The 22,858-nt window shown below is 74.5% G+C and carries 13 protein-coding genes; 3 read left to right on the top strand and 10 right to left on the bottom strand.

Translation table 11 applies throughout. The annotated features are described in order from the left end of the window. Window position 1 precedes the first annotated feature (1 nt). Genes ACWERV_RS27835 through ACWERV_RS27805 form a run of 7 tightly spaced genes read right to left on the bottom strand, consistent with a single transcriptional unit; the run spans window position 2 to window position 5,020 of the window. On the bottom strand, window positions 2–256 hold the full coding sequence (locus ACWERV_RS27835; protein ID WP_398186119.1) for a phosphopantetheine-binding protein: 255 nt from the start codon (window positions 254–256) through the stop codon (window positions 2–4). Continuing rightward, the gene (locus ACWERV_RS27830; RefSeq protein ID WP_452938086.1) at window positions 249–1,112 is read right to left on the bottom strand and encodes an alpha/beta fold hydrolase; all 864 of its coding nucleotides are present in this window, start codon (window positions 1,110–1,112) and stop codon (window positions 249–251) included. The genes ACWERV_RS27835 and ACWERV_RS27830 overlap by 8 nt, the downstream gene beginning before the upstream one ends. Further along, on the bottom strand, window positions 1,099–2,103 hold the full coding sequence (locus ACWERV_RS27825) for an NAD(P)H-dependent flavin oxidoreductase (protein WP_452938083.1): 1,005 nt from the start codon (window positions 2,101–2,103) through the stop codon (window positions 1,099–1,101). Before ACWERV_RS27825 ends, ACWERV_RS27830 begins: the two co-directional genes overlap by 14 nt. Further along, the gene (locus tag ACWERV_RS27820) at window positions 2,103–2,930 is read right to left on the bottom strand and encodes a hypothetical protein (RefSeq protein ID WP_452938080.1); all 828 of its coding nucleotides are present in this window, start codon (window positions 2,928–2,930) and stop codon (window positions 2,103–2,105) included. Before ACWERV_RS27820 ends, ACWERV_RS27825 begins: the two co-directional genes overlap by 1 nt. Further along, complete coding sequence (locus ACWERV_RS27815) at window positions 2,930–3,172, bottom strand: acyl carrier protein (protein ID WP_398186131.1); 243 nt, start codon at window positions 3,170–3,172, stop codon at window positions 2,930–2,932. Before ACWERV_RS27815 ends, ACWERV_RS27820 begins: the two co-directional genes overlap by 1 nt. Further along, window positions 3,169–4,053, bottom strand: coding sequence for a diiron oxygenase (locus tag ACWERV_RS27810; RefSeq protein WP_452938078.1), 885 nt, complete (start codon window positions 4,051–4,053; stop codon window positions 3,169–3,171). The genes ACWERV_RS27815 and ACWERV_RS27810 overlap by 4 nt, the downstream gene beginning before the upstream one ends. Window positions 4,054–4,069: 16 nt before the next feature. Beyond that, window positions 4,070–5,020, bottom strand: coding sequence for a hypothetical protein (locus ACWERV_RS27805; protein ID WP_452938075.1), 951 nt, complete (start codon window positions 5,018–5,020; stop codon window positions 4,070–4,072). A gap of 361 nt (window positions 5,021–5,381) precedes the next feature. On the opposite strand from ACWERV_RS27805, the gene ACWERV_RS27800 reads away from it, so the two are divergent. Both ACWERV_RS27800 and ACWERV_RS27795 read left to right on the top strand, forming a co-directional pair. Next, entirely contained in the window at window positions 5,382–9,338 is a 3,957-nt protein-coding gene (locus ACWERV_RS27800; protein WP_452938072.1) for a type I polyketide synthase, read from the top strand. 21 nt (window positions 9,339–9,359) lie between these two features. Beyond that, complete coding sequence (locus tag ACWERV_RS27795; protein ID WP_452938069.1) at window positions 9,360–12,746, top strand: amino acid adenylation domain-containing protein; 3,387 nt, start codon at window positions 9,360–9,362, stop codon at window positions 12,744–12,746. A 61-nt stretch (window positions 12,747–12,807) separates the two neighbouring features. On the opposite strand, the gene ACWERV_RS27790 is transcribed toward ACWERV_RS27795, so the two are convergent. Further along, complete coding sequence (locus ACWERV_RS27790; RefSeq protein ID WP_452938067.1) at window positions 12,808–13,656, bottom strand: ABC transporter permease; 849 nt, start codon at window positions 13,654–13,656, stop codon at window positions 12,808–12,810. Further along, the gene (locus ACWERV_RS27785) at window positions 13,653–14,678 is read right to left on the bottom strand and encodes an ATP-binding cassette domain-containing protein (RefSeq protein ID WP_398186147.1); all 1,026 of its coding nucleotides are present in this window, start codon (window positions 14,676–14,678) and stop codon (window positions 13,653–13,655) included. Before ACWERV_RS27785 ends, ACWERV_RS27790 begins: the two co-directional genes overlap by 4 nt. A gap of 64 nt (window positions 14,679–14,742) precedes the next feature. Between ACWERV_RS27785 and ACWERV_RS27780 the strand changes: the two genes are divergently transcribed. Then, window positions 14,743–15,339 (top strand): TetR/AcrR family transcriptional regulator, encoded by a 597-nt coding sequence (locus tag ACWERV_RS27780; protein WP_452938064.1) that lies wholly within the window; start codon window positions 14,743–14,745, stop codon window positions 15,337–15,339. A gap of 84 nt (window positions 15,340–15,423) precedes the next feature. Here the strand turns inward: ACWERV_RS27780 and ACWERV_RS27775 are convergent, their stop codons facing one another. Beyond that, window positions 15,424–22,851 (bottom strand): SDR family NAD(P)-dependent oxidoreductase, encoded by a 7,428-nt coding sequence (locus tag ACWERV_RS27775; RefSeq protein WP_452938061.1) that lies wholly within the window; start codon window positions 22,849–22,851, stop codon window positions 15,424–15,426. Window positions 22,852–22,858: the final 7 nt, after the last annotated feature.

Raw genomic sequence — 22,858 nt, 5'->3', positions numbered from 1 at the left:
GTCAGACGCGCAGCGCCACGACGTGGTCGGCCAGCGACTCGATCGAGCGCAGCACCTCGGGGTGGACGTCGTCGTCCCACTCGAAGCCGAACTCGTCCTCCATCGCCACCAGCAGCGCCACCAGGGCGTTGGAGGACATCCCCGCCTGCCGCAGCGACTCGGAGTCCGACACCGAGTCCACGAACCGGTCGCCGCCGTGCTGGTCGCGCAGCAGCCCGCGGATGCTCTGCCGCACGGCGGACGCGTCGTCAGGCACGGGACTCCACTTCTTCGATGAACTTGTGGACGATCCCCTGATAGCCCTCGGGGTCGTCGATGAAGGCGATGTGGCCGGCCCGCGGGATGATCTCGCAGCGCCCGTCGGGGAAGATCTCGGCCAGCTCATGGGCACCGGTCGGGCCGAGCAGGAAGTCGTCGTCACCGGTGAGGACCAGCGTCGGCACCGTGACCTGGGCGATCAGCTCGGGGCTGCTCTTGTCCTGCATGGCGCGCTTGAGGCCGTTGGTCATCTCCTCGACGGTGGCGAGCGCGCTGAAGCTCTCGCGGAAGCCGAGGAAGCCGGGCGCGCCGAGCGCCTCGTTCATCTCCGCGCTGAAGACCTCCGGGTAGAGGTGCTCGTAGAGCCCCTCCAGGCCGTGGCTCTCCAGCGTGCGCAGCCACGCCCGCTGGATCTGCCGCTGCCGCCGCATGCCGCGCGGGCCGAACGCCGGGCCGGTCAGCACCATGCCCTTGATCCGGTCGGGGTGCCGCAGCGCGGCCTCCCGGGCGAAGACGGTGGAGGTCGACAGGGCCACCAGGTACGTCGACTCGATCTCCATCGCGTCGAGCAGACCCATCAGGTCCTCGACGTGCTCCTCCCACGTCGGCTCCTCGGGAACCTTGGAGGAGGCGCCGTGGTTGCACAGGTCGAAACTGAGCAGGCGGTAGTTCTTCTCCAATTCCCCGGTGTAGACCCGCCATGCGGGAACGGGCAGGAAGAATGTGTTGAGCAGCGTGATGTCCGGCCCCTCGCCACGCGACTCGTAGTAGATCTCGACGCCCTCCCGGGTACGGATACGGGGGGTGTCGTTGTACGTCATGTCCAGCCGGGACAGCTCTTCATAGCCTGCCATGCGATTCCTCCACAGATTCAGTTCCAACAGCGCCGGCACCCGGCAGAACGCGGGCGAATCCGGCGACGATGTCCGCCGCCGGGAGTTCGCCGGAAATGGCGCCGCAGGAAAGTCCGCAGTACATCGCCATCTCCTCGATACGACCGCTCGTGGCGGTCGTGGGCACCGCGGCACTGAACCGCGGCACGACATAGGGCTTTCCCTCGACCACGGTGCGGCCGATGAATTTCTTCGGCTGGTCGGGATCGCGTGTGACATCGGTCGCGAGGACCCGGTGGCGGCGGCCCGGCCAGCCGATCTCGTACACGTCGGAGATGACGGTGTCGGCCTCGCCGGAGGCGACGACCGCGCTCTTGAAGACCGGGTGGGCCATCGACTCGCGGGCCACCACGAAGGCGGTGCCGAGCAGCACCCCGTCGGCGCCCGCGGCCGTCGCGCGGGCCGCCTCGTCGGCGGAGCCGATGCCGCCGGCCGACACCAGACAGGCGTCGGGCAGCAGCGCGCGCAGTTCGCCGACCAGGTCGTCGCGCAGCGCGGTGCCGAGCAGATGGCCGCCCGCCTCGGTGCCCTGCACCACGACGATCGCGCCGTGACCGGCCGCGCGCACACCGTCCTCGACCGTGCCGACCTGGACGACGAGCTTGCGTCCCGCCGCTTTGACGCGCGCGAACACGGCGTCGTCGGGCATCCCGAACAGCGAGACGTAGACGTGCTGCGGGGTCTCCTCCAGCACCTGGGCGAGTTGCAGGTCCAGGTCCTCGGGCCCGACGACCTCCGGGATGAGGTTCACGCCGACAGGGCGGTCGGTACCGGCGACCAGCCGCTTGAGCGCGGCCGACAGCGCCTCGCCGGCCAGCTTGTAGCCGCCCAGGCAGCCCGCGCCACCCGCCTCCGACACCGCGCAGGCCAGGTCGGGACCGGCGACGCCGCCCATCCCCGACTGGAGCAGGCCCACCCGGATCCCGAGCGCCTCCGCCAACGTGGCGCGCATCAGGCCAGCGCCTCCACGGCGGCCAGCGCGGCGGCGGTGTCGCCGAAGCGCTGGGTGAGGGTGTGCACCCACCGCTCCAGGCCGAAGGCCAGGCAGCTGGTGTGCGCGGTGTCGTCGCCGGCCTGGATGGTGCAGCGCTCGCCGAAGAAGTTGCGGTGATAGTTGACCGAACCGATCGACAGACCGTTGACGATGAACTCCTCCTTGACGGGGAAGAGCCGCTGCATCTTGGCCTTGCTGCTGTTCTTGTCGAAGAACGGGTCGGTCGCGACCTCGACGCTCACCTCCAGACCGAGCTTCGCGCACAGCGCCAGCACGGTCTCCTTGGCGCGCACCAGGTGCTGCTTGGCGCCCTCCTCGGGGCCGATGAAGACGATCTCGCGCATCGAGAAGCCCAGCAGCCGCTGGAGTCCCGCGTAGTGGTCCTCGTTGCGGAAGCAGGTGGCCACCGTGGTGCGCATGAGCCCGTCGGCGGGCAGCGTCCGTCCCGCCAGGTCGACGTAGATGGCGTAGCAGGCCGCGGACGGCAGCGCGAAGGCCGTCGGCTCCATGACCTCCGGCGGGACGCGGTCGACCGGGCGCTCGGCGTCGGTGAGGTGCTTGGCGAGCCGCTGCGGGTCCAGCCGGGTGGCGGCCAGGCCCAGGTGCGGGAAGTTGTCGAAGTAGTCGAAGCGGTCCAGGTTCTCCGTCCCGATCAGGAACGGGAAGCGGAACTCCGGGGCCTGCCAGCCCTCGGCGAAGCGCAGGAAGACCGAGTCGATCGCGCGCAGCAGACGCAGCTGGCCGCCGTCGAGAACGCCCAGGCCGTTGTCGGTTGCTGTGGTCATCACGCCGCCTTCTGCTTGAAGAATCGCGCTTCTATCGCGTCGAGGGTCCGGAAGTCGTCGAGGTCGATGTCCTCGGGGTCGATCGCCTCGCCGGTCAGCTCCTCCAGCAGGAAGATGAACTCGACGAAGGCGAGCGAGTTGATGGCGCGGCTGTCGATCAGGTCGAAGTCGCCGTCCAGGTGGTCCAGCTTGGGATTGCGGCCCAGGATGAACTCCTGGACGGCCGCCATGGATTCGCTCATGACCGGGTGGACTCCCCGACACTCGCGCCGGCCTTCACCAGGAAGCGCCGGGTGCGCTTGAGGATCTGGTCGTGCGCCTCCTTGCGGGCCGGGTGCTCCAGCGCCCGCCGCCGCAGCTTCAGCGCGTCCGGGATGCCCGCGTCGCGGTAGGCGGCGGGGTTGTAGAGGGTCGCGATGCTGTACTGGAGGTAGCTCTCCAGGTACTCCGCGATCACCGGGACCTCTTCGGGGTCGCGCTTCTTGACCTGCTCCAGCAGGTTGGTGAAGATCATCCGGCCGAACGCGACATGCCGGCTCTCGTCCTGGTGGTGCACCCGGTTGATCTCACGGGCGATGAAGGGCAGCGACTCGTCGGTCGCCATGTGCGCGTTGTAGTAGTCGACGATCTCCTCGAAGATCAGCACACGCGCGAAGACGATGAGTTCGCGGGCCAGCGGGGAGAGGTGCTCGACCGAGTCGGCCTGCAGGTTCGGCTGCGCCGGGTAGAGCTTGCCGCCGTAGCGCAGGCAGAACTGGGCGAAGAACCACATGTGCTCGTTCTCTTCGCCGATGAAGTGGTGCATGAACTCCGAGACGCCCGCGTAGGTGCGCTCGTGGATGCGCATGACGACTTCGCTCATCAGCTCACGGATGCCGTGGATGTTGAGGCTGAAGAAGTTGATCGTCTCGTAGCGGGTCAGCGCCACCTGCTGCTCGCGGGTCAGCTCGTCCCACATCTCGGTGCCGGCCAGCGTGGTGAGGTTCTCGCTCATCCACGGTTTGTCCGGCTCGATGGTCTGCGGCCAGTCGAAGTACGTGTACGGGTTGTAGTAGCCGGACGAGGCCAGTTGCTCCAGGCGGTCCAGGTCCAGTTCGACCGGCTCGATGTCGCGTACAGCCATGGGTTCAGTCGTCTCCTCAACGCACCGATCGGATATCCGCGCGCACGTGGACCGGCGTCTTCGAGCCGCACTCGTGGTAGCCCAGGGCGGCGTTGCCGGAAGCGGTGGACGGAATGACTTTGTTGTAGATCGAGCCCAGGCACAGCTCCTGGAAGTCGCCGGTGCTCGCCGAGAGCCGCGCGGCCAGCTGCGACTTGGCGATGTCGATGGTCTTGAGCGTCCCGTCGTCGTCCTCGACCTCGACGCACGCGTGCGGCAGGTCCAGCGCGCCGCCGAGCACACCGCAGAACCAGCCGCGCTTGGCCTCGGCGCGGTACCCGGCGTCCCGGAAGCGCTCGGTGAGCAGCAGGCTGGCGGCGATGCAGCTGGTCGCGCCCAGCTCGTGCACCAGGCCGTAGTCGGCCTGCATCGGCACCGGGATCATCTGCCAGCGGTAGCCGGCCGCGAGGTACTCCCGCGTCAGCTCGCGCAGCACCGGGGAGATCACCGGGGTGCGCGCGCCGGTCGTCGTCACGGTCGCGGTGTACGCGGCGGAGCCCTCGCCCGGGTCCGGCTCGGTCACCTCGGCGAGCCGGCCGCCGAACCGGTCGATGTCCGGCGCCTCCAGCCGCCACGGGGCCTCTCCAACGCAGTCCGGGCACTCCAGGGTGACCTGGAAGTCCCAGGTCTTCGCCCGCAGCAGGTCGTCCACCGGGCGCCCGGCGAAGCGGAAGAGCATCCGGAAGGCCAGCTCCGGCTGGGTCTTCGAGGTGTTGGAGTACATGCCGAGGTTGTAGAGGTCGTTCGTGTCGAAGTGCCGGACGCCGTCGCGCTCCTCGCACGGCAGGCCGGCGGCGACCAGCCGGTCGATCTCCGCCGGTCCGCAGCGCAGCATCTCCTGCGCCACCGATTCCGGCTGGTCCCGCACCGAGTATTCGGCGGGAATGAACTCGATCGAGTCCGCGACCCTTTCCCAGGGCGTATCCACTGCTACTGACTGGCCCGACACGGTACCTCTCCCCCGCAGAATCGGCGCGGCACGGTTGTCACCTGGCGGCCCAGATTAACCGTAATAAAAGCGTGGCGGTATATGAGAAACTCACTATCGAAGGTGCATCCGGCACGCCCGGACGAGATCCCAGCAGGCCACCGGCTTGCACTAGCCCATTCCGGATGCCCCATCAACCCCTATCGCACCCCTGGCCGACCCTGTAAGACTTATGCGTAGGGGTAGGGGTGGGGTATGAGGAGAGTCCCCTGCACAGTAGGGTCGAGCGGGATGAAGTGAATCCTAAATCATTTGCTTTCGGCAGCAGCGCATTTCTTGAGAATCGGGAGCCGGCGGGCCAATGGCTGATGAAGAAAAGCTGCGTCAGTACCTCAAGAAGGCCACCGGCGACCTGCGGGTCACGGCCCGCAGGCTCCAGGAGGCCGAGCTCAAGGACACCGAGCCGATCGCGATCGTCGGCATGGGCTGCCGTTTCCCGCCGGGGCTGCGCTCGCCCGAAGGGCTGTGGGATTTCGTCGCGGGCGAGGGCGACGGGATCACGCCCTTCCCCGGCGACCGCGGGTGGGGCCCGGACGCGGGTCCCGGCGGAAGCCCGGACGGAAGCCCCGACGGAGGCCCGGACGAGGCCGCACGGCAGGGCGGCTTCCTCGGCGGACCCGCCGGGGCCGACCGTTTCGACGCGGGCTTCTTCGGGATCACCCCGCACGAGGCGCTGGTGACGGACCCCCAGCAGCGCCTGCTGCTGGAGACCGCGTGGGACGCCGTCGAGCACGCCGGTATCGACCCCGCGGGCCTGCGCGGCTCCCGCACCGGCGTCTACGCCGGGGTGTCCTATTGCCACTACGGCGCCGGTCCGCAGCCGGAACTGCCCGAGGGCGCGCCCGACCAGCAGATCATCGGCGGCGCCCCGAGCACCACCTCCGGCCGTGTCGCGTACGCCCTCGGGCTGCACGGACCGGCCCTCAGCATCGACACCGCCTGCTCGTCCTCGCTCGTCGCGATCCACCTGGCCTGCCAGGCGCTGCGCCGCGGCGACTGCGACCTCGCGCTGGCGGGCGGCGTCACCGTCATGGCGACGCCCGACGTCATCCTCGAATTCGGCCGCCGCGGGGCGCTCGCCGGGGACGGCCGCTGCAAGCCCTTCGCCGCGGGCGCCGACGGCATGGGCTTCGGCGAGGGCGCCGGACTGCTCGTCCTGGAGCGGCTGTCGGCCGCGCGGCGGCACGGCCACAGCGTCCTCGCGGTCGTCCGCGGCTCCGCGGTCAACCAGGACGGCGCCACCAACGGCCTGACCTCGCCCAGCCGTTCCGCCCAGGAGGCGGTCATCCGGCAGGCCCTCGACAGCGCCGGGCTCGCCCCCGACCAGGTCGACGCGGTGGAGGGGCACGGCACGGGCACGGCGCTGGGCGACGCGATCGAGGCGGAGGCCGTCATCGCGACCTACGGCGCGGACCGGCCGCAGGGGCGGCCGCTGCGGCTGGGCTCGGTGAAGTCCAACATCGGCCACACGCAGACCGCGTCCGGCGTGGCGAGCGTCATCAAGATCGTCATGTCCATGCGCGCGGGCGTCCACGCCCGCACCCTGAACATCGACCACCCCACGACCTACGTCGACTGGTCCGCCGGCTCCGTCGTCCTCACCACGCAGGCCGCCCCCTGGCCGTCCCCCGGCCGCCCGCGCCGCGCGGGCGTCTCCTCCTTCGGCATCAGCGGCACGAACGCCCACCTGATCGTGGAGGAACCGGCCGCGCCCGACGGCGCGGAGACGCCACCGGGCGCCGCGGGCGGTACGGCGGACGGCGGCGTGCCCTGGGTGGTGTCGGCCAGGGACGCGGGGGCGCTGCGGGCCATGGCCGGGGAGCTGGGGGAGTTCCTGGACGCGCGGCCCGGCGTGGACGTGGCGGGGGTCGGGCGGGCGCTCGCGCGGACGCGGGGCGCCTTCGCGCACCGTGCCGTCGTCGTCGGGCCCGAGGGTGACTCCCCCGCCGCCCGGCGTGCCGCGCTCGCCGCGCTGGCCCGCGGCGAGGCGGCGCCCGGACTGCTCACCGGGACGGCCACGGGTGCGGGCGGCACGCCCACCGCGCTCGTGCTCACCGGCGACGTGCCGGGGGCCGTGGACGCGGCCCGCGAACTCGCCGCCCGCTTCCCCGTCTTCGCCGAGGCGCACGCCGAGGTGCTCGCGCGGCTGGCGGAGCGGCTCGGTGCGCCGCCCGCCGGCTACCGGCAGGCCGCGGTGTTCGCGTGGCAGACGGCGATGGTCCGGCTGGTCCGCTCCTTCGGGGTGGAGCCGGAGGTCGTCGCGGGCGCGGGCATCGGCGAGATCGCCGCGGCCTGCGCGGCCGGGGTCCTGTCGTCCGCCGACGCGGTGGCGCTCGCCGCCGCCGCGGCGCGGGCGGACGCCGACACGGACGCGCTGCGCGGGGACGGCGACCTGTCGCCCGCCGACGCCACGGCCCTCGCGGCCGCCGCCGCACGCGCCGACGAGAACGCGGGCGCCCTGCGGGCCGCCGCGGAGGGCGTCACGTACGGCACGCCCGCCTGCACGCTCCTCCTCGCCTCCGGCGGCGCGCCGGACGACCCCGAACGCTGGGCGACCGGCGGCTTCCTGGCCGCGGGCGGCGACGCCCCGGCCGCCGCGCGGGAGCAGGGCGCGGCGGTGTGCCTGGAGCTGGACCCGGGCGCCGTCACCAGTGTGGGCGAGCTGCTGGCGCGGCTTGCGGCGGCCTGGACCGCGGGGACGGCGGTGCGCTGGGAGGCGGCCTTCGACGGTCCGGCCGGGCCGGGCGAGCAGGTACGCCTGCCCGGTTACCCCTTCCGGCGCAGCCGCTACTGGCTCGCCTCGCCCGCCCTCGGCAGCCACGGCCCCGCCGAGCCCGCGCGCGAGGACGTGCACCCGCTGCTGGGCGGCGAGATCGACCTGGCCGACCCCGCGGAGCGGCGCTTCGCCCGCTCTCTGACGGCACGTGAGTCCTGGTACGCCGGGCAGTACCGGCTGCGCGGCGCGGCCGCCCTGCCGTCCGCCGCCCTCGCCGAGTGGGCGCTGGCCGCGGCCCGGCACGGCGCGGGCGACGGCATCGACCCCGCGGACGTCCGCACGGTCGAGGACCTGGACTTCGGCCCCCCGGTCCTGCTCACGGGCGCTCGCGCCCTCCCCCTCCAGACGGCGGCGGAGACGCGGGGCGCGACCCGCCGCGTGCGCGGCTTCACCGCGCAGGCGCCGAGCCCGGCGCGACCCGCCGACGACGCAGGAACGCCCCCCGAGCCCGGCTCACCCACAGGTGCCGCGCAGGCCCCGGCGGACTCCGCGAACTCCGCCCACCCCGCGACGACCGCGCCCGGCGGGCGTACGCCGGACCCCGTCGGCCCCGCGAACCCCGCGCGGCCGCGCTGGACGCTCCGCTTCAGCGCGTGCGCCGCGGAGAAGAATCCGCCCGCCCCTCCCCGTGCCGACCTCGGTGGGTTGCGGGAGCGGTTGGCGGAGGGCGATCCGGGGGTGCTGTTCGGGTGGCTGGACGCGGCCGGGGTCGGGTGCGGTCCGGTGTACCGGGAGGCCGCGCGGCGGTCGTGGCGCGGGGACGACGAGGTGCTGGCGCTGCTGGAGACCGGCGCGGAGGGCGGCGAGGGGTACGTCCTGCACCCCGTCGTGTTCGAGCTGTGCCTGCTGGCCGCGGCGCCGCTGCTCGCGGACACGGGCCGGGGAGCCGGACCGTGGCTGCCGTCGGCCGTCGCGCGGCTGACGTGCCACCGCGAGCTGCCCGCCCGGGTGTGGTGCCATGCGCGCCGCGCCGGGGACGGCACCGCGCACGTGGAGCTGTACGACGACGCGGGCGAGCCCCTGGTGAGTGTCGCCGGGCTGGCCTTCGGCCCCGCCGAACTGCCCGAGCCGCCGCGGCAGGACGCGCGGGACACCGGGGGCGACGAGCCGTGGGACGCGGGCGAGCTGGCGCGGCTCGCGGTCGAGGAGCCGCGGGCGGCCCGCCGGGCGCTCACCGACACCCTGTTCGCCCGGGTCAGTTCGATGGTCGGCGCGTTCGCCGACGACCCGGCGAGCGTCCGTACCCGCTTCCCCGCCTCCCGGCTGGGCGACCTCGGCCTGGACTCGCTGCGGGCGATGCGGCTGCGCGAGCAGTTCCGCACGGGCCTGCACGTGGACGTACCGCCGCAGAAGCTGCTCGGCGAGGCCACCGTGGCGGACGTCGTGGACCTGGTCTGCCGGGATCTCGCGGCGCGCAGCCTCGTCGTGACCGGCGACGAGGAGCCGGCGGCGGGCGAGCCACTCGAAGAACTCATCCTCTAACCCGCCAGAAGGGCAGCCACGATGACCACGGATCTCTTCGCCGAGCTGTATCGCCGCGGGGTCAGGCTGCGGCTGGCCGACGGCCGGCTGCATGTGACGGCCCCGCCCGGTGCGCTGACTCCCGAGCTGCGCGAGGAGATGAAGCTGCGCCGGGACGAGCTCGTCGAGACCGTCGCGCGTTCGGCCGCGGCGGCGGACGGGGCGGTGACGCTGACCCCCCGGCCCGAGGAGCGGCACGAGCCGTTCGCGCTGACCGACATCCAGCAGGCCTACTGGGTGGGGCGCACGCCCGCGGTGGAGCTGGGCGGCAACTCCACGCACTGCTACCTGGAGTTCGACGCCGCCGACCTCGACGTGCCGCGGCTCGGGCGGAGCCTGGACATGCTGGTGCGGCGGCACGACATGCTGCGGGCGGTGATCCAGCCGGACGGGCGGCAGCGCGTGCTGCCGGAGGTGCCGGCGTACGAGGTGCGCGTCGCGGACCTGTCCGGGCTGGACGGGGCCGCGCGGCAGGCCGGTATCGAGGAGATCCGCGACGAGCTGGCGCACCAGGTGCTGCCCGCCGACCGCTGGCCGCTGTTCGAGGTGCGGGCGACGAAGCTGGACGAGCGGCGCTGGCGGCTGCATCTGAGCCTGGACATGCTGATCATGGACGGTTTCAGCTTCGGGATCTTCCAGCGCGACTGGTACCGCTTCTACTGCGACCCCGACGAGCCGCCCGCCCCGCTGGAGGTCACCTTCCGCGACTGCGTGCTCGCCGAGCAGCAGGCGCAGGGCGAGCGGCGCTTCGCGGCGGACCGGCAGTACTGGCTGGACCGGCTCGACACCCTGGCGCCCGCGCCGGAACTGCCGCTGGCCGTGCAGCCCGGACAGCTCAGCCGGCCGCGGTTCGCCCGCGCGCACGCCAAGCTGTCGCGGGAGCGCTGGGCGGCGGTCAAGGAGACGGCCCGCGGTCGCGGTCTCACCCCGTCCGCGGTGCTCATGGCGGCGTACGCGGACGTGCTGCGCCGCTGGTCGAAGCGGCCCGAACTCACCATGAACCTCACGCTGTTCAACCGCCCGCCGCTGCACCCGCAGATCGGCGAGGTGATCGGCGACTTCACCTCGCTGGTGCTGCTGGAGACCCGGCCCGACGCCGGGGACTCCTTCGCCGGGCGGGCCAAGCGGCTGCACCTCCAGCTCATGGAGGACCTGGGGCACGCGACCTTCTCCGGGGTGCGGGTGCTGCGCGAGCGGGCCCGGCGGCTGGGCGGGCGGCCGGGGGCGGCGATGCCGGTGGTCTTCACCAGCATGGTGGGCTTCGACTCCGGCTCCGGCCCGACCGAGACGGCCCAGGTGTTCGGCGACGTGGTGTACGGCGTGAGCCAGACGCCCCAGGTGTGGCTGGACTACCAGGTGCTGGAGGACCGCGGGGAACTGCTGGTCAACTGGGACTACGTCGAGGGCCTGTTCCCCGACGGCATGCTGGACGAGATGTTCGCGGCGCACCTGGCGGCTCTGGAGCGGCTGGCGGACGGCGAGGCGGCCTGGGACGAGCGGGAGATCGTCGTCCTGCCCCAGGCGCAGGCCGAGGAGCGGCGCCGGGCCAACGACACGTACGCCGACATCCCGGACCGGACGCTGTGCGCCCTGGTCGAGGAGCAGGCGGCGCGTACCCCGGACGCGGTCGCGGTGATCGCCGCGGACGGTGAGCACGGCTACGCCGAACTCGTCGCGGACTCCCACCGGCTGGCGCACGTCCTCCAGGCGGCGGGGGCGGCGCGGGACACGCTCGTCGGCGTGATCTGCGAGAAGGGCTACGAGCAGGTCGCGGCGGCGCTCGGCGTCACCCGGTCCGGGGCGGCGTACCTGCCGGTCGAGCCGCGCTGGCCCGCCGCCCGCCGGGCGAAGCTGCTCGACCAGGGCGGGGTGCGGGTCGTGGTGACGTCCGAGCGGCTGCGCACGGAACTGGAGTGGCCGGAAGGCGTCCGGCTGGTGACCTTCGCCGACGACGAGGTGCGGGCCGCGCCCGCGACCCCGCCCGCGACCGGTCCCGACCCGGCGGACCTGGCGTACGTCATCTTCACCTCCGGCTCGACGGGCACCCCCAAGGGCGTCATGATCGACCACCGGGCGGCCGCCAACACCATCCAGGACCTGACGGCGCGCTACGCGGTCACGGCCGCCGACCGCGCGCTCGCGCTGTCCGCGCTGAGCTTCGACCTGTCCGTCTACGACATCTTCGGCATGCTGGCCGCGGGCGGCGCGGTGGTGATGCCGGAGCCGGGCCGGGCCCAGGAGCCGCAGCACTGGTCGGAGCTGGCGGAGCGGCACGGTGTGACGGTCTGGAACAGCGTCCCGGCGCTGATGCAGGTGTGGATCGACGCGCACGACGCCGACGCCCCGCCCCCCGGGCGGGCCCTGCGGCTGGTCATGATGAGCGGCGACTGGATCCCGGTCGCGCTCCCGGACCGGATCCGCGCCTTCTACCCCGACACGGTCCTGATGAGCCAGGGCGGCGCCACCGAGGCGTCGATCTGGTCGATCCACCACCCGATCGGCGAGGTGCCCGCGACGTGGTCGCGCATCCCGTACGGCAAGGCGCTCGGCAACCAGACGATGCACGTGTACGACGGGTGGCTGGAGCCGAGCCCGGTGTGGGCGACGGGCGAGATATGTATCGGCGGCCGCGGTGTCGCCCGCGGCTACTGGGCCGACCCGGAGCGGACGGCGGAGCGCTTCGTGACCCACCCGCGCACCGGGGAGCGGCTCTACCGCACCGGGGACCTCGGCCGCTTCCTGCCCGGCGGGGACATCGACTTCCTGGGCCGCGAGGACTCGCAGATCAAGCTCAACGGCTACCGCATCGAGCTGGGCGAGATCGCCGCGCCGCTGCGCCGCCACCCCGGGGTGCGGGACGCGCTGGTCGCGGTGGACACCAACCCGCGCACGGGCAGCCGCCGGCTGGTCGCCTACCTGGTGCCGGACGACGGCGAGGCGGTGCCGGGGCGCACCCACCCGGACGCGGCGCTGCTGCGGGCGCAGTTGGAGGAGCTGCTGCCGGAGTACATGGTGCCGCGGCACTACCTCGTCATCCCGCGGGTGCCGCTGAGCGCGAACGGCAAGGTGGACGCCTCCGCGCTGCCCGCCCCGCGCGAGCAGCAGCCGGCGGGCACGCACTCGGCGCCGCAGGACGACGTGGAGCGCACGCTGCTGGGCTTCTGGCAGGAGGTGCTGGAGCGCGACGACTTCGGGACGGACGAGAACTTCTTCGAGCTCGGCGGCGACTCGCTGCACGCGATCGGCATCCTGGAGCGGATCGCCAAGGAGTTCGGCACCACCGTGAGCCAGGACGAGGGCCTGCGCACCCTCTTCGACAACCCCACGGTCGCCCGGCTCGCCACGGTGCTGCGGCCCGCGACCGACTGAGCCCCCCGACGACGGAGCCGGGCCGGCCGACGGGGGCGGCCCGGCTCCGTCGTCCGCGGCGTCAGCTCTCCTTGCCGTACAGGTGCAGGCAGATCGGGGCGCAGACGGCGGTGATGACGGCGCTGGCGACGAGCGTCCAGACGACCGCGCCGGCGGTGCCGGAGCCGCCGTTCATCAGGTCGCGGGCGGCGGTGGCGACATGGCTGAGCGGGTTGACCTTGACGAAGGCCTGGAGCCAGCCCGGCATGGTGCTGGGCTTGACGAAGACGTTGCTGGCGAAGGACAGCGGCATCAGCACGGCGTTGGCGATGCTGATGACGACGGCCGGGTCGCGCAGCGCGAGCGCGAGCGCGGCCCACACCAGCGACAGCGCCAGGCCGAACACGATGACCAGGGCGACCGCGCCGAGGACGCCGAGGAAGCCGTTGTCGGGGCGGTAGCCCATGGCGACGCCGAGCACGATGACGATGACGGACGCGAAGACGTACCGCGCGCCGTCGCTGAGCAGGCCGCCGAGCACGAACGCGCCGCTCCAGATGGGCAGTCCGCGGAAGCGGTCGAAGGCGCCGCTGCGGACGTCCTGGGCGAGCCGGCCGCCGCCGTACATCGTCACGATGGCGATGCTCATGCTGAGCACGCCGGGCAGCAGCACCTTCAGGTACTCCGACGTGGAGCCGCTGATCGCGCCGCCGAAAAGGTAGGTGAACAGCACCGTGAACAGGATCGGGATGGCGGTGGAGTCCACGAGCTGCTTGGGGTCGTGCTTGAGCTTGAGCATGGCGCGGCTGCCGAAGGCGGCCGAGGCCGCGACGGGGCCGGCCCGGTGGCGGGTGCGGCCGGCGGCGAGCAGGGCGTCGATGGGGTCGGACCCGGCTGCGGCGGGGCGCGCGGGGGCGGTGGGGCTGCTCATGCGGTCTGGTCCTCGTGGTCGGTGGTGGCCGGGGCTGTCCGGTGGCCGGTGAGGGCGAGGAAGGCCTCGTCGAGGCTGGGCTGGCCGAGCGAGAGGTCGGCGACGCCCACACCGGCGTCGGCGAGCCGGGTCATGGTGCGGCCGACGAGCCGGCTCACGTCCCTGCCGCCCGTGTCCGCTCCGGCGGTGCCGAGCAGCACGGACAGCGCGAACGGGTCGGCGTCCAGCTCGACCTTCCCGTCGAGGGATTCGCCGAGGATCTGCCGTGCCCGGTCGCGCTGTTCCTCGTCGAGCAGCCGCACGTGCAGGGTGCCGGAGCCGACCCGGGACTTCAGCTGCGAGCTGGTGCCCTCGGCGACGATGCGGCCGTTGTCGATGACGGCGATCTGCTCGGCGAGCTGGTCGGCCTCCTCCAGGTACTGCGTGGTGAGCAGCACGGTGGTGCCGGCCGCCGCGACCCGGCGGACCAGCTCCCACACCTGGTTGCGGCTGCGCGGGTCGAGTCCGGTGGTCGGCTCGTCCAGGAACAGCAGGTCGGGGGTCACGATGAGGCTGGCGGCGATGTCGAGGCGGCGGCGCATACCGCCGGAGTAGCCGCTGACCGGGCGGCCCGCCGCGTCGCTCAGGTCGAAGGCGGCGAGCAGCGCGTCGGCCCGGTCCCGGCAGGCGGGGCGGGGCAGGCCCTGGAGGCGGCCGAGGAAGATCAGGTTCTCGTAACCCGTCAGGTCCTCGTCGAGCGAGGCGTACTGGCCGGTGAGCGAGACCCGGGCGCGGATCGCGTCCGCCTCGGTCAGCACGTCGTGGCCGAGCACCTTGGCGGTGCCGCCGGTCGGTTTGATGAGCGTGGCAAGGATCCGGATCGTGGTGGTCTTGCCCGCACCGTTCGGGCCCAGGAACCCGAACACCTGGCCGCGCGGGATCGTCAGGTCGATCCCGTCCAGCGCCCGCTTCTCCCCGTAGGCCTTGGCCATGCCGCGTGCCTCGACCGCCGGCTGGTCCTCGCCCGCGCTATTCTTTGACATGCCGTAAGAGTTGACTATCTCTCACAGCTTGTCAAGGTTATGGCCGAACGCATACCGTCGGGGAATGGTCGACTCGCAGGAAACCGCCCCACCGCCGCGCCGCCGCCGGGCCGACGCGCAGCGCAGCATCGACGCCATCCTCAACGCGAGCCGGGTCGTGCTCGGCGAGCGCCCGGACGCGAGCATGGACGACATCGCCTCCGCCGCCGGCGTCACACGGCAGACCGTCTACGCGCACTTCCCCTCCCGGGACGCGCTGGTCGCCGCGCTCATCGAGGCGGCCGCCACCGAGTACCTCACCGCGCTCGACGCCGCCGGGCTCGACAGCGCCCCGCCCGCCGAGGCCCTCGCGCAGTTCCTGGACGCGGGCTGGCGCTTCCTGCGCCGCCACCCGATGCTGCTCAACCCCACCGCGCCGCGCACGCCCGAGCCCAACCACAACGCGCTGTCCGACGTGGTGCCGCCGCGGCTCGAACGCCTCGTCACCCGCGGCATGGACAGCGGTGCCTTCGACGTGTCACTGCCCGCGGCCTGGCTCGCCGCCGCGATCGTCGGACTCCAGCACGCCGCCGCCGCCGAGGTCGCCGCCGGGCACCTGCTCCCGGACGACGCGGAAGCGCTGTGCCTGGAGAGCGCGCTGCGGCTGTGCGGGAGCAAGTAGCCCCGCGGGCGGCCCGGCCCTGACGGAGGGGGTTCCCGCCCCTCCGCCGGACCGCGCCGGTGGTGCCCCTGGGCGTACGGCCGGTCAGTCGCGCGGGAGGTCGCCCTCCGTCAGGCCGCCGTCGAGGAGGGCGAACAGCTCCTCGTCGGTGGCCGTGTCCAGGGCCAGTTCCGTCCCGTCCGTCCCGTCCGCCCCGTCGCCCGGGGCGGCCCCCGTGCCCTGCGGCGCGACGTCGTCCCAGCGGCTGAGCAGCGCCCGCAGCCGCCGGGTGATCGTGCCGCGCAGCTCCTCGTCCGGCGCGGAGCCCAGCAGGGACCGCTCCAGGCTCTCGATCTCGTCGAGCACCGGCTCGGGCGCGGCCTGCGCGCCCTCGTCCGGGGTGAGCTTCGTCCGCAGGTGGCGGGCCAGCGCCGCCGGGGTCGGGTGGTCGAAGACCAGCGTCGCCGGGAGGGTGCAGCCGGTCGCCGCGGCGAGCCGGTTGCGCAGGTCCACCGCGGTGAGCGAGTCGAACCCGGCGTCCCGGAAGGCGCTGTCCGGGTCCATCGCGTCCGCGTCGCCGCCGCCCAGCGCGACGACCGCGTGCGAGCGGACGAGCTGGAGCAGGAAGGCGTGCCGCTCCGCCTCGTTCAGCGGCGCGAGCTGCCGCGCCACCCCGCTGCCGGGCTCGGCCGCGACCGTCCGCGGCTGCACCGGCGTGCTGACCAGGCCGCGCCACAGCGCCGGGAGGCCGCCCTCGCGGGCGAGGGCGCGCAGCCTGCCGGTGCGGATGCCCGTCGCGAGCAGCAGCGGCTGCGCGGAGCCGCGGGCCGCGTCGAAGAGGGCCAGCGCCTGCGGGGTGGGCAGCGCGGTGTAGTAGCCGGACATCTTGGCCCGGCTGGCGGAGGTGAGGGTGGCCGTCAGGGCGCTGGTCTGCGCCCACAGCCCCCACGCGACCGACGTCGCGGGCAGGCCGCGCGAGCGCCGGTGGTGGGCGAGCGCGTCCAGCACGGTGTTCGCCGCCGCGTAGTTGCCCTGCGCGGGGGCGCCGGTGAGCCCGGCGCCGGAGGAGAAGAGGACGAAGTCGGCGAGGTCCGCGCCCGCGGTCAGCTCGTGCAGGTGCAGCGCCGCGTCCGCCTTGGGCCGCAGCACGGTGCCGATCCGCTCCGGGGTGAGCGAGCCCAGGATGCCGTCGTCCAGCACGCCCGCGGTGTGCACCACCGAGGTCAGCGGGTGCGCCCCCGGTACGGCGGCCAGCACCCGCGCCAGGTCGTCCCGGTCGCCCGCGTCGCAGGCCACGATGTCGGCGGTGGCGCCGAGCCCGGCGAGTTCGGCCCGCAGCTCGTCCGCGCCGGGCGCCGCGGGCCCGCTGCGGCTCAGCAGCAGGAAGTGCCGGGCGCCGCGGGCGGCGAGGTGGCGGGCGACGAGGCCGCCGAGCGTGCCCGTACCGCCGGTGACCAGCACCGTGCCCTCGGGGTCCGGCTGCCGCGGCACCGTCAGCACGATCTTGCCGACGTGCCGGGCCTGGCTCATGTGGCGGAACGCCCCGATCGCGTCCCGCAGGTCCCATGTCGTCAGCGGCGGCAGCCGCAGCGCACCGGCCCGGAAGAGGTCCATGACCTCGGCGAGCAGCGCGCCGATACGGTCCACTCCCGCGTCGTCCAGCACGAACGCCCGGTAGCCGACGCCCGGATGGGCGGCGGCGACCTCCGCTGCGTCCCGGACGTCCGTCCGGCCCATCTCCACGAAGCGCCCGCCGCCGCGCAGCAGCCGCAGCGAGGCGTCGACGAACTCGCCCGCGAGCGAGTCGAGGACGACGTCGAGGCCGCGCTCCCCCGCCTCGGCCGCGAACCGCTCCTCGAAGTCGAGGGTGCGGCTGGACGCGATGTGCGCGTCGTCCAGCCCCGCGGCCCGCAGCACCGGCCACTTGGCCGGGCTCGCCGTCGCGAACACCTCGGCGCCCCGGTGCCGGGCGAGCTGGACGGCGGCCATGCCGACGCCCCCGGCCGCCGCGTGCACCAGCACCGACTCGCCGGGCGCCAGCCCGGCCAGGTCGGACAGCGCGTAGTGCGCGGTGACGAAGGCCACCGGCACGGACGCGGCCTGCTCGAACGACCAGCCCTCCGGGATCGGCGCGAGCAGCCGCTCGTCGGTCACCGCGACCGGGCCGAACGCGTGGGTGAGCAGCCCGAGGACGCGGTCGCCGGGCTTGAGGCCCGTCACGTCGCCACCGACGGCGGTCACGATGCCCGCGCCCTCACCGCCGAGGTCGGCCTCGTCCGGGATCAGCCCGAGCGCCACCACGACGTCATGGAAGTTGAGCCCCGCGGCACGCACCGCCACCCGCACCTCGCGCGGACCGAGTTCGCCGGTGGACGGCTCGCACGCGGCGAGGGTCAGCCCCTCCAGCGTGCGGGTGCCGGTGCACTCCAGCCGCCACGCGGCCGCCCCGGCGGGCGGCACCAGGCTCTCACCGGACGCGGCCCGCGCCAGCCGGGGCGCGAGCAACGCGCCCGACCGGACGGCGAGTTGCGGCTCGCCGGACGCGGCGACCGCCTCCCACAGCTCCCCGGACGCGCCCTCGGCGGTGTCGTCGTCGACCAGCACGAAGGCGTCCGGGTGCTCGGTCTGCGCGGAGCGCACCAGCCCCCACACCGCGGCGGCGGCGAGATCCGCGACCCCGGCCCCGTCCTCCGCCGCGACCGCCCCCCGCGTCCTGACCACCAGCCGCGCCCCGGACAGAACCTCGTCGACGGCCTTCTCCTGCAGCACCCCCAGGACAACCGCACTGAGTTCGCGCATCCGCCCGCCAACCCCGACGACCCCGGTGTGCCCGTCCTGCCCGCCACTTGAGCCCGCACCACCGGCCGAGGCGCCCGACTCGGCGCCCGCGCCCGCACCGCCGGTCGCGGTGTCCGGTCCGGCGCCTGAGCCCGCACCACCGGTCGCAGCGTCGTGCCCCGCGCCCGGCGGGAGCCCGGCTGCCGTGTCCGGCCCGGCGTCCGCGCCACCGGCCGAGGCGTCCGGTCCGGCGCCGGCGCCCGCGGCGACGGCCGTTGCGGCCGGTTCCGCGCCATGCCCCGCCGGTGAACCGGCCGCGGCAGTCTGCCCGGCGCCCGTGCCACCCGCGCCCGGCGGGAGACCGGCCGCACCGACCCGTCCAGCGGCCGCGCCGTCGGTCGCGGCGGCCTGCGTCGCGCCCTGCGCCCGTGGGCGCGGTGCGCACCAGATCACCATGTCCGGGGCGGGGGCGCCCTCGGTGACGGAGGTGTGGAGGGACGCGAGGTCGGGGTGGGTGGTGGTGGGGCGGCCGGTGGATGTGAGGCGGCGGGCGACGGTCGCGGCCTCCTCGTCCGTGCCGAGGACGGCCCAGCGCCGCTGGGCGGACGCCGCGGGGGCGGGGACCGGCGTCCAGTCGACGCGGAAGAGGGCGTCGCGCAGCGACCCGGTGTCGGCCGCGCGCAACTGCTCGGCGGTGACCGCCCGTACGACCAGCTCCCCCACCGAGGCGACGGGGCGCCCGTCGAGGTCGGTGGCGGCCAGTGCGACACGGTCCGGGCCGAGCCGCCGGACGCGGACCCGCAGGTCGGTCAGGCCGGGGGCGGCGAGGGCGACCTCGCCGAAGAGGAAGGGCAGCCACAGCCGCGCGGGCCCGTCCTCGTCCGCCATGAGGATGCCCGCGGCCTGCATCGCCGCGTCCAGCAGCGCGGGGTGGACGCCGTAGCGCCCGGCCTCGCCGCGCTGGGCGGCGCCCAGGCCGACCTCGGCGAAGACCTCGCCGTCGCGCCGCCAGGCCCGGCGGATGCCGCGGAAGGCCTCCCCGTAGGTGTAGCCGCGTCCGGCGTAGTCCTCGTACAGCCCTTCCGTGGGGAGCGGTTCGGCCCCGGCGGGCGGCCAGACGGCGAGTCCGCCGGCGTCCGCGGTGAGCGGCCGGCCGCTCAGTTCGCCGCCCGCGTGGGACGTCCACTCGCCGTCGAAGGAGGCGTCCTCGGGCCGTGAGTAGACGGTCACCCGGCGGCTGCCGGTGTCGTCCGGGGCCGCGGCGACGACCTGGATCTGCACCGCGCCGTCCGGCGGGACGGCCATCGGGGCCTCCAGCGTCAGTTCGCTGACGCCGGAACAGCCGGTCTCGGCGGCGGCGCGCAGCGCGAGTTCGACGAAGGCGGTGCCGGGCAGCAGCACCTGGCCCTCGACGGCGTGGTCGGCGAGCCACCCGTGGGTCTGCGGCGACAGCCGCCCGGAGAGCACGACGGCCCCGTTGTCGGCGGCGTCGATCGCGGCGCCGAGCATCGGGTGCTCGCCCGCGCGCAGCCCGGCCTTGCCGAGGGCGTCGCCGGAGGGCTGCTCCTGGTCCTGCCAGTAGCGCTGCCGCTGGAAGGCGTACGGGGGCAGGGCGGTGACGGGAGCGGCGGGGCGGCCGAGCAGCCGCTCCCACGCGACCGGCACGCCGCCGGTGTGGGCCTGCGCGACCGAGGCGAGGAAGTCGTCGGGGCCGCCGCGGTCGCGGTGCAGGGTGCCGAGGACGAGCGCTGCGGCGTCCGCGGCGGCGATCGTCTCCTCCAGGCCCATCGTCAGCACCGGGTGCGGGCTGGACTCGACGAACAGCTCGTAGCCGCGCTCGGTGAGGGTGCGGGTGACCTCGTCGAAGCGCACCGGCCGGCGCAGGTTGCGGTACCAGTAGTCCGTGTCGAGCGCGGTGGTGTCGAGCTGGCCGCCGGTCACGGCGGAGTAGAAGGGGATCCGGGAGGCCACCGGGGTGACGCCCGCGAGCTGCCGCAGGAGTTCGTCGCGGATGCGCTCGACGTGCGGCGAGTGGGAGGCGTAGTCGACGGGCAGGCGCCGCACCCGGACGTCGGAGTCCCGGTAGGTGTCGACGAGTTCGGTGATCGCGTCGGTGTCGCCGGAGACGACGACGGAGCCGGGCCCGTTGACGACGCCGACCGCGAGCCGTCCCGCCCAGCGGGTGAGCACCGCCTCGGCCTCCTCCCGGCCCAGGCCCAGCGACGCCATGGCGCCCTGCCCGGACAGCGCCACGATGGCGCGGCTGCGCAGCGCCACGATGCGGGCCGCGTCCTCCAGGGTCAGCGCGCCCGCGACGCAGGCCGCGGCGATCTCGCCCTGCGAGTGGCCGACGACGGCGGCGGGGGCGATCCCGGCGTGCTCCCACAGCGCGGCCAGCGACACCATGACGGCGAACAGGACCGGCTGGACGACGTCCACCCGCTCCAGGTCCGGGGCGCCGGGCGCGCCGCGCAGCACGTCGCGCACCGACCAGCCGGTGAAGGGGGCGAGCGCGGCCTCGCACGCGGCGAGCCGGTCGCGGAAGACCGGTTCGGCGTCGAGCAGTCCGAGCGCCATGCCCGTCCACTGCGAGCCCTGGCCGGGGAAGACGAACACGGCCTCGGCGGCGCGGCTGCGGGCCGTGCCCTGCACCACGCCGGGCGCGGGCCGCCCCTCGGCCAGCGCGTGCAGCCCGGCGAGCAGGGTGTCCCGGTCGGGGCCCAGCACCACGGCCCGGTGGGTGAGGGCGGCCCGGCGCAGAAGCGCGACGGCGGTGCCGCGCGCGTCCAGCTCCGGGTGCCCGGCGACATGGGCGGCGAGCTGGGCGGCCTGACCGCGCAGCCCGCGCTCCCCGCGCCCGGACAACAGCCAGGCGACGACGGCCGGTTCGCCGTCAGCGGCCCCGGCCCCGGGACGGCCCCCGCCCGTAACGGCGGCGGATCCCGCGTCCACGGAGCGACCGGCTCCGGGGCGGCCCTCGCCCGTAACGGCGGCGGATCCCGCGTCCACGGAGCGACCGGCTCCGGGACGGCCCTCGCCCGTAACGGCGGCGGATCCGGCGTCCGCCGCACGGCCGGGGTCCCCGGCCGCAGCGGTCCCGGGACGGGCCTCGCCCGCGCCCACCGCGGATCCGGCGTCCACGGAGCCGACTGTCCCGGCACCCGCGCCCGCACCGGCAGCGGATCCGGCACCGGCACCGGCAGCGGCAGCGGCAGCGGATCCGGCGTCCGCGGCGCCCGCCGGGCGGCCTGCCTCGCCAGCGGGCGAAGGCCCGGGACGGCCCGTGCCCGCACCGGCAGCGGATCCCGCGTCCGCGGCGCCGCCACCCGCGCCGGTCGCGGCTCCTCCCGAAGTCCCCGGGGTCGCGGGGGCCGCGGGGGGCTCCGCGGGTGGGGCCTGTTCGAGGATCAGGTGGGCGTTCGTGCCGCTCACGCCGAAGGACGAGACGCCCGCGCGGCGCGGCTGCCCGGCGTCGGGCCACGGCTGCGCCTGGACGGCCAGTTCGACGTCGCCCGCCTCCCAGTCGACGTGCCGGCTCGGCTCGTCCACGTGGAGGGTCGCGGGCAGCATGCCGTGCCGCATCGCGAGCACCATCTTCATCACACCGGCCGCGCCCGCGGTCGCCTGCGTGTGGCCGATGTTGGACTTCACCGAGCCGAGCAGCAGCGGTCTGCCGTCCGGGCGGTCCTGCCCGTAGGTGGCCAGCAGCGCCTGCGCCTCGATGGGGTCGCCCAGCGTGGTGCCGGTGCCGTGCGCCTCGACGACGTCCACGTCCCGCAGCGTCAGCCCGGCGGCGGCGACGGCCTGCCGGATCACGCGTTCCTGGGAGGGGCCGTTGGGCGCGGTCAGCCCGCTGGAGGCGCCGTCCTGGTTGACGGCCGAGCCGCGGATCACGGCGAGGACGTCGTGGCCGAGGCGGCGGGCCCGCGAGAGGGGTTCGACCAGCAGCAGGCCGAGGCCCTCGGCGAAGCCGAAGCCGTCGGCGGCCTCGGCGAAGGCCTTGCAGCGCCCGTCCGCGGACAGCGCGCGCTGCCTGCTGAACTCGACGATGACGCGCGGGCTCGACATGACGGTCACGCCGCCCGCGACGGCCATGGTGCATTCGCCCGAGCGCAGCGCCTGGCAGGCCATGTGCAGGGTGACGAGCGACGAGGAGCACGCGGTGTCGACGGTGACGGCGGGGCCTTCGAGGCCGAAGACGTAGCTCACCCGGCCGGACAGGATGCTCGGGGTCGTCCCGGCGACGGCGTAGCCCTCCATGCCGTGCGGGTAGTCCGAGGGTCCGGCGCCGACGAAGACGCCGGTGCGGCTGCCGCGCAGGGTCTGCGGGTCGATCCCGGCGGCCTCGAACAGCTCCCAGGTGCCTTCCAGCAGCAGCCGCTGCCGCGGGTCCATGGCGAGTGCCTCACGCGGGGAGATCCCGAAGAACTCCGCGTCGAAGCCCGCCACTTCGGTCAGGAAGCCGCCCTCGCGGACGTAGCTGGTGCCGAGGTGGTCGGGGTCGGGGTCGTACAGTCCGCCCAGGTCCCAGCCGCGGTCGGCGGGGAAGCCGGTCACGGCGTCGCGGCCGTCGGCGAGCAGCCGCCACAGCTCGTCGGGCGAGGTGACGCCGCCGGGCAGGCGGCAGGACATGGCGACGATCGCGACGGGTTCGCGCAGCGTCGCCTCCAACTCGTCGTTGCGCGCCCGCAGCCGCCGGGTCTCCTTGACCGATGCGCGCAGCGCCTTGGTGACCTCTTCGATGGATGCACTCATCGGACCC

This window comes from Streptomyces sp. NPDC004031 (assembly GCF_053604375.1).
The sequence above is the reverse complement of the archived record's forward strand: the minus strand, read 5'-3'. Positions and strand labels throughout refer to the sequence as shown.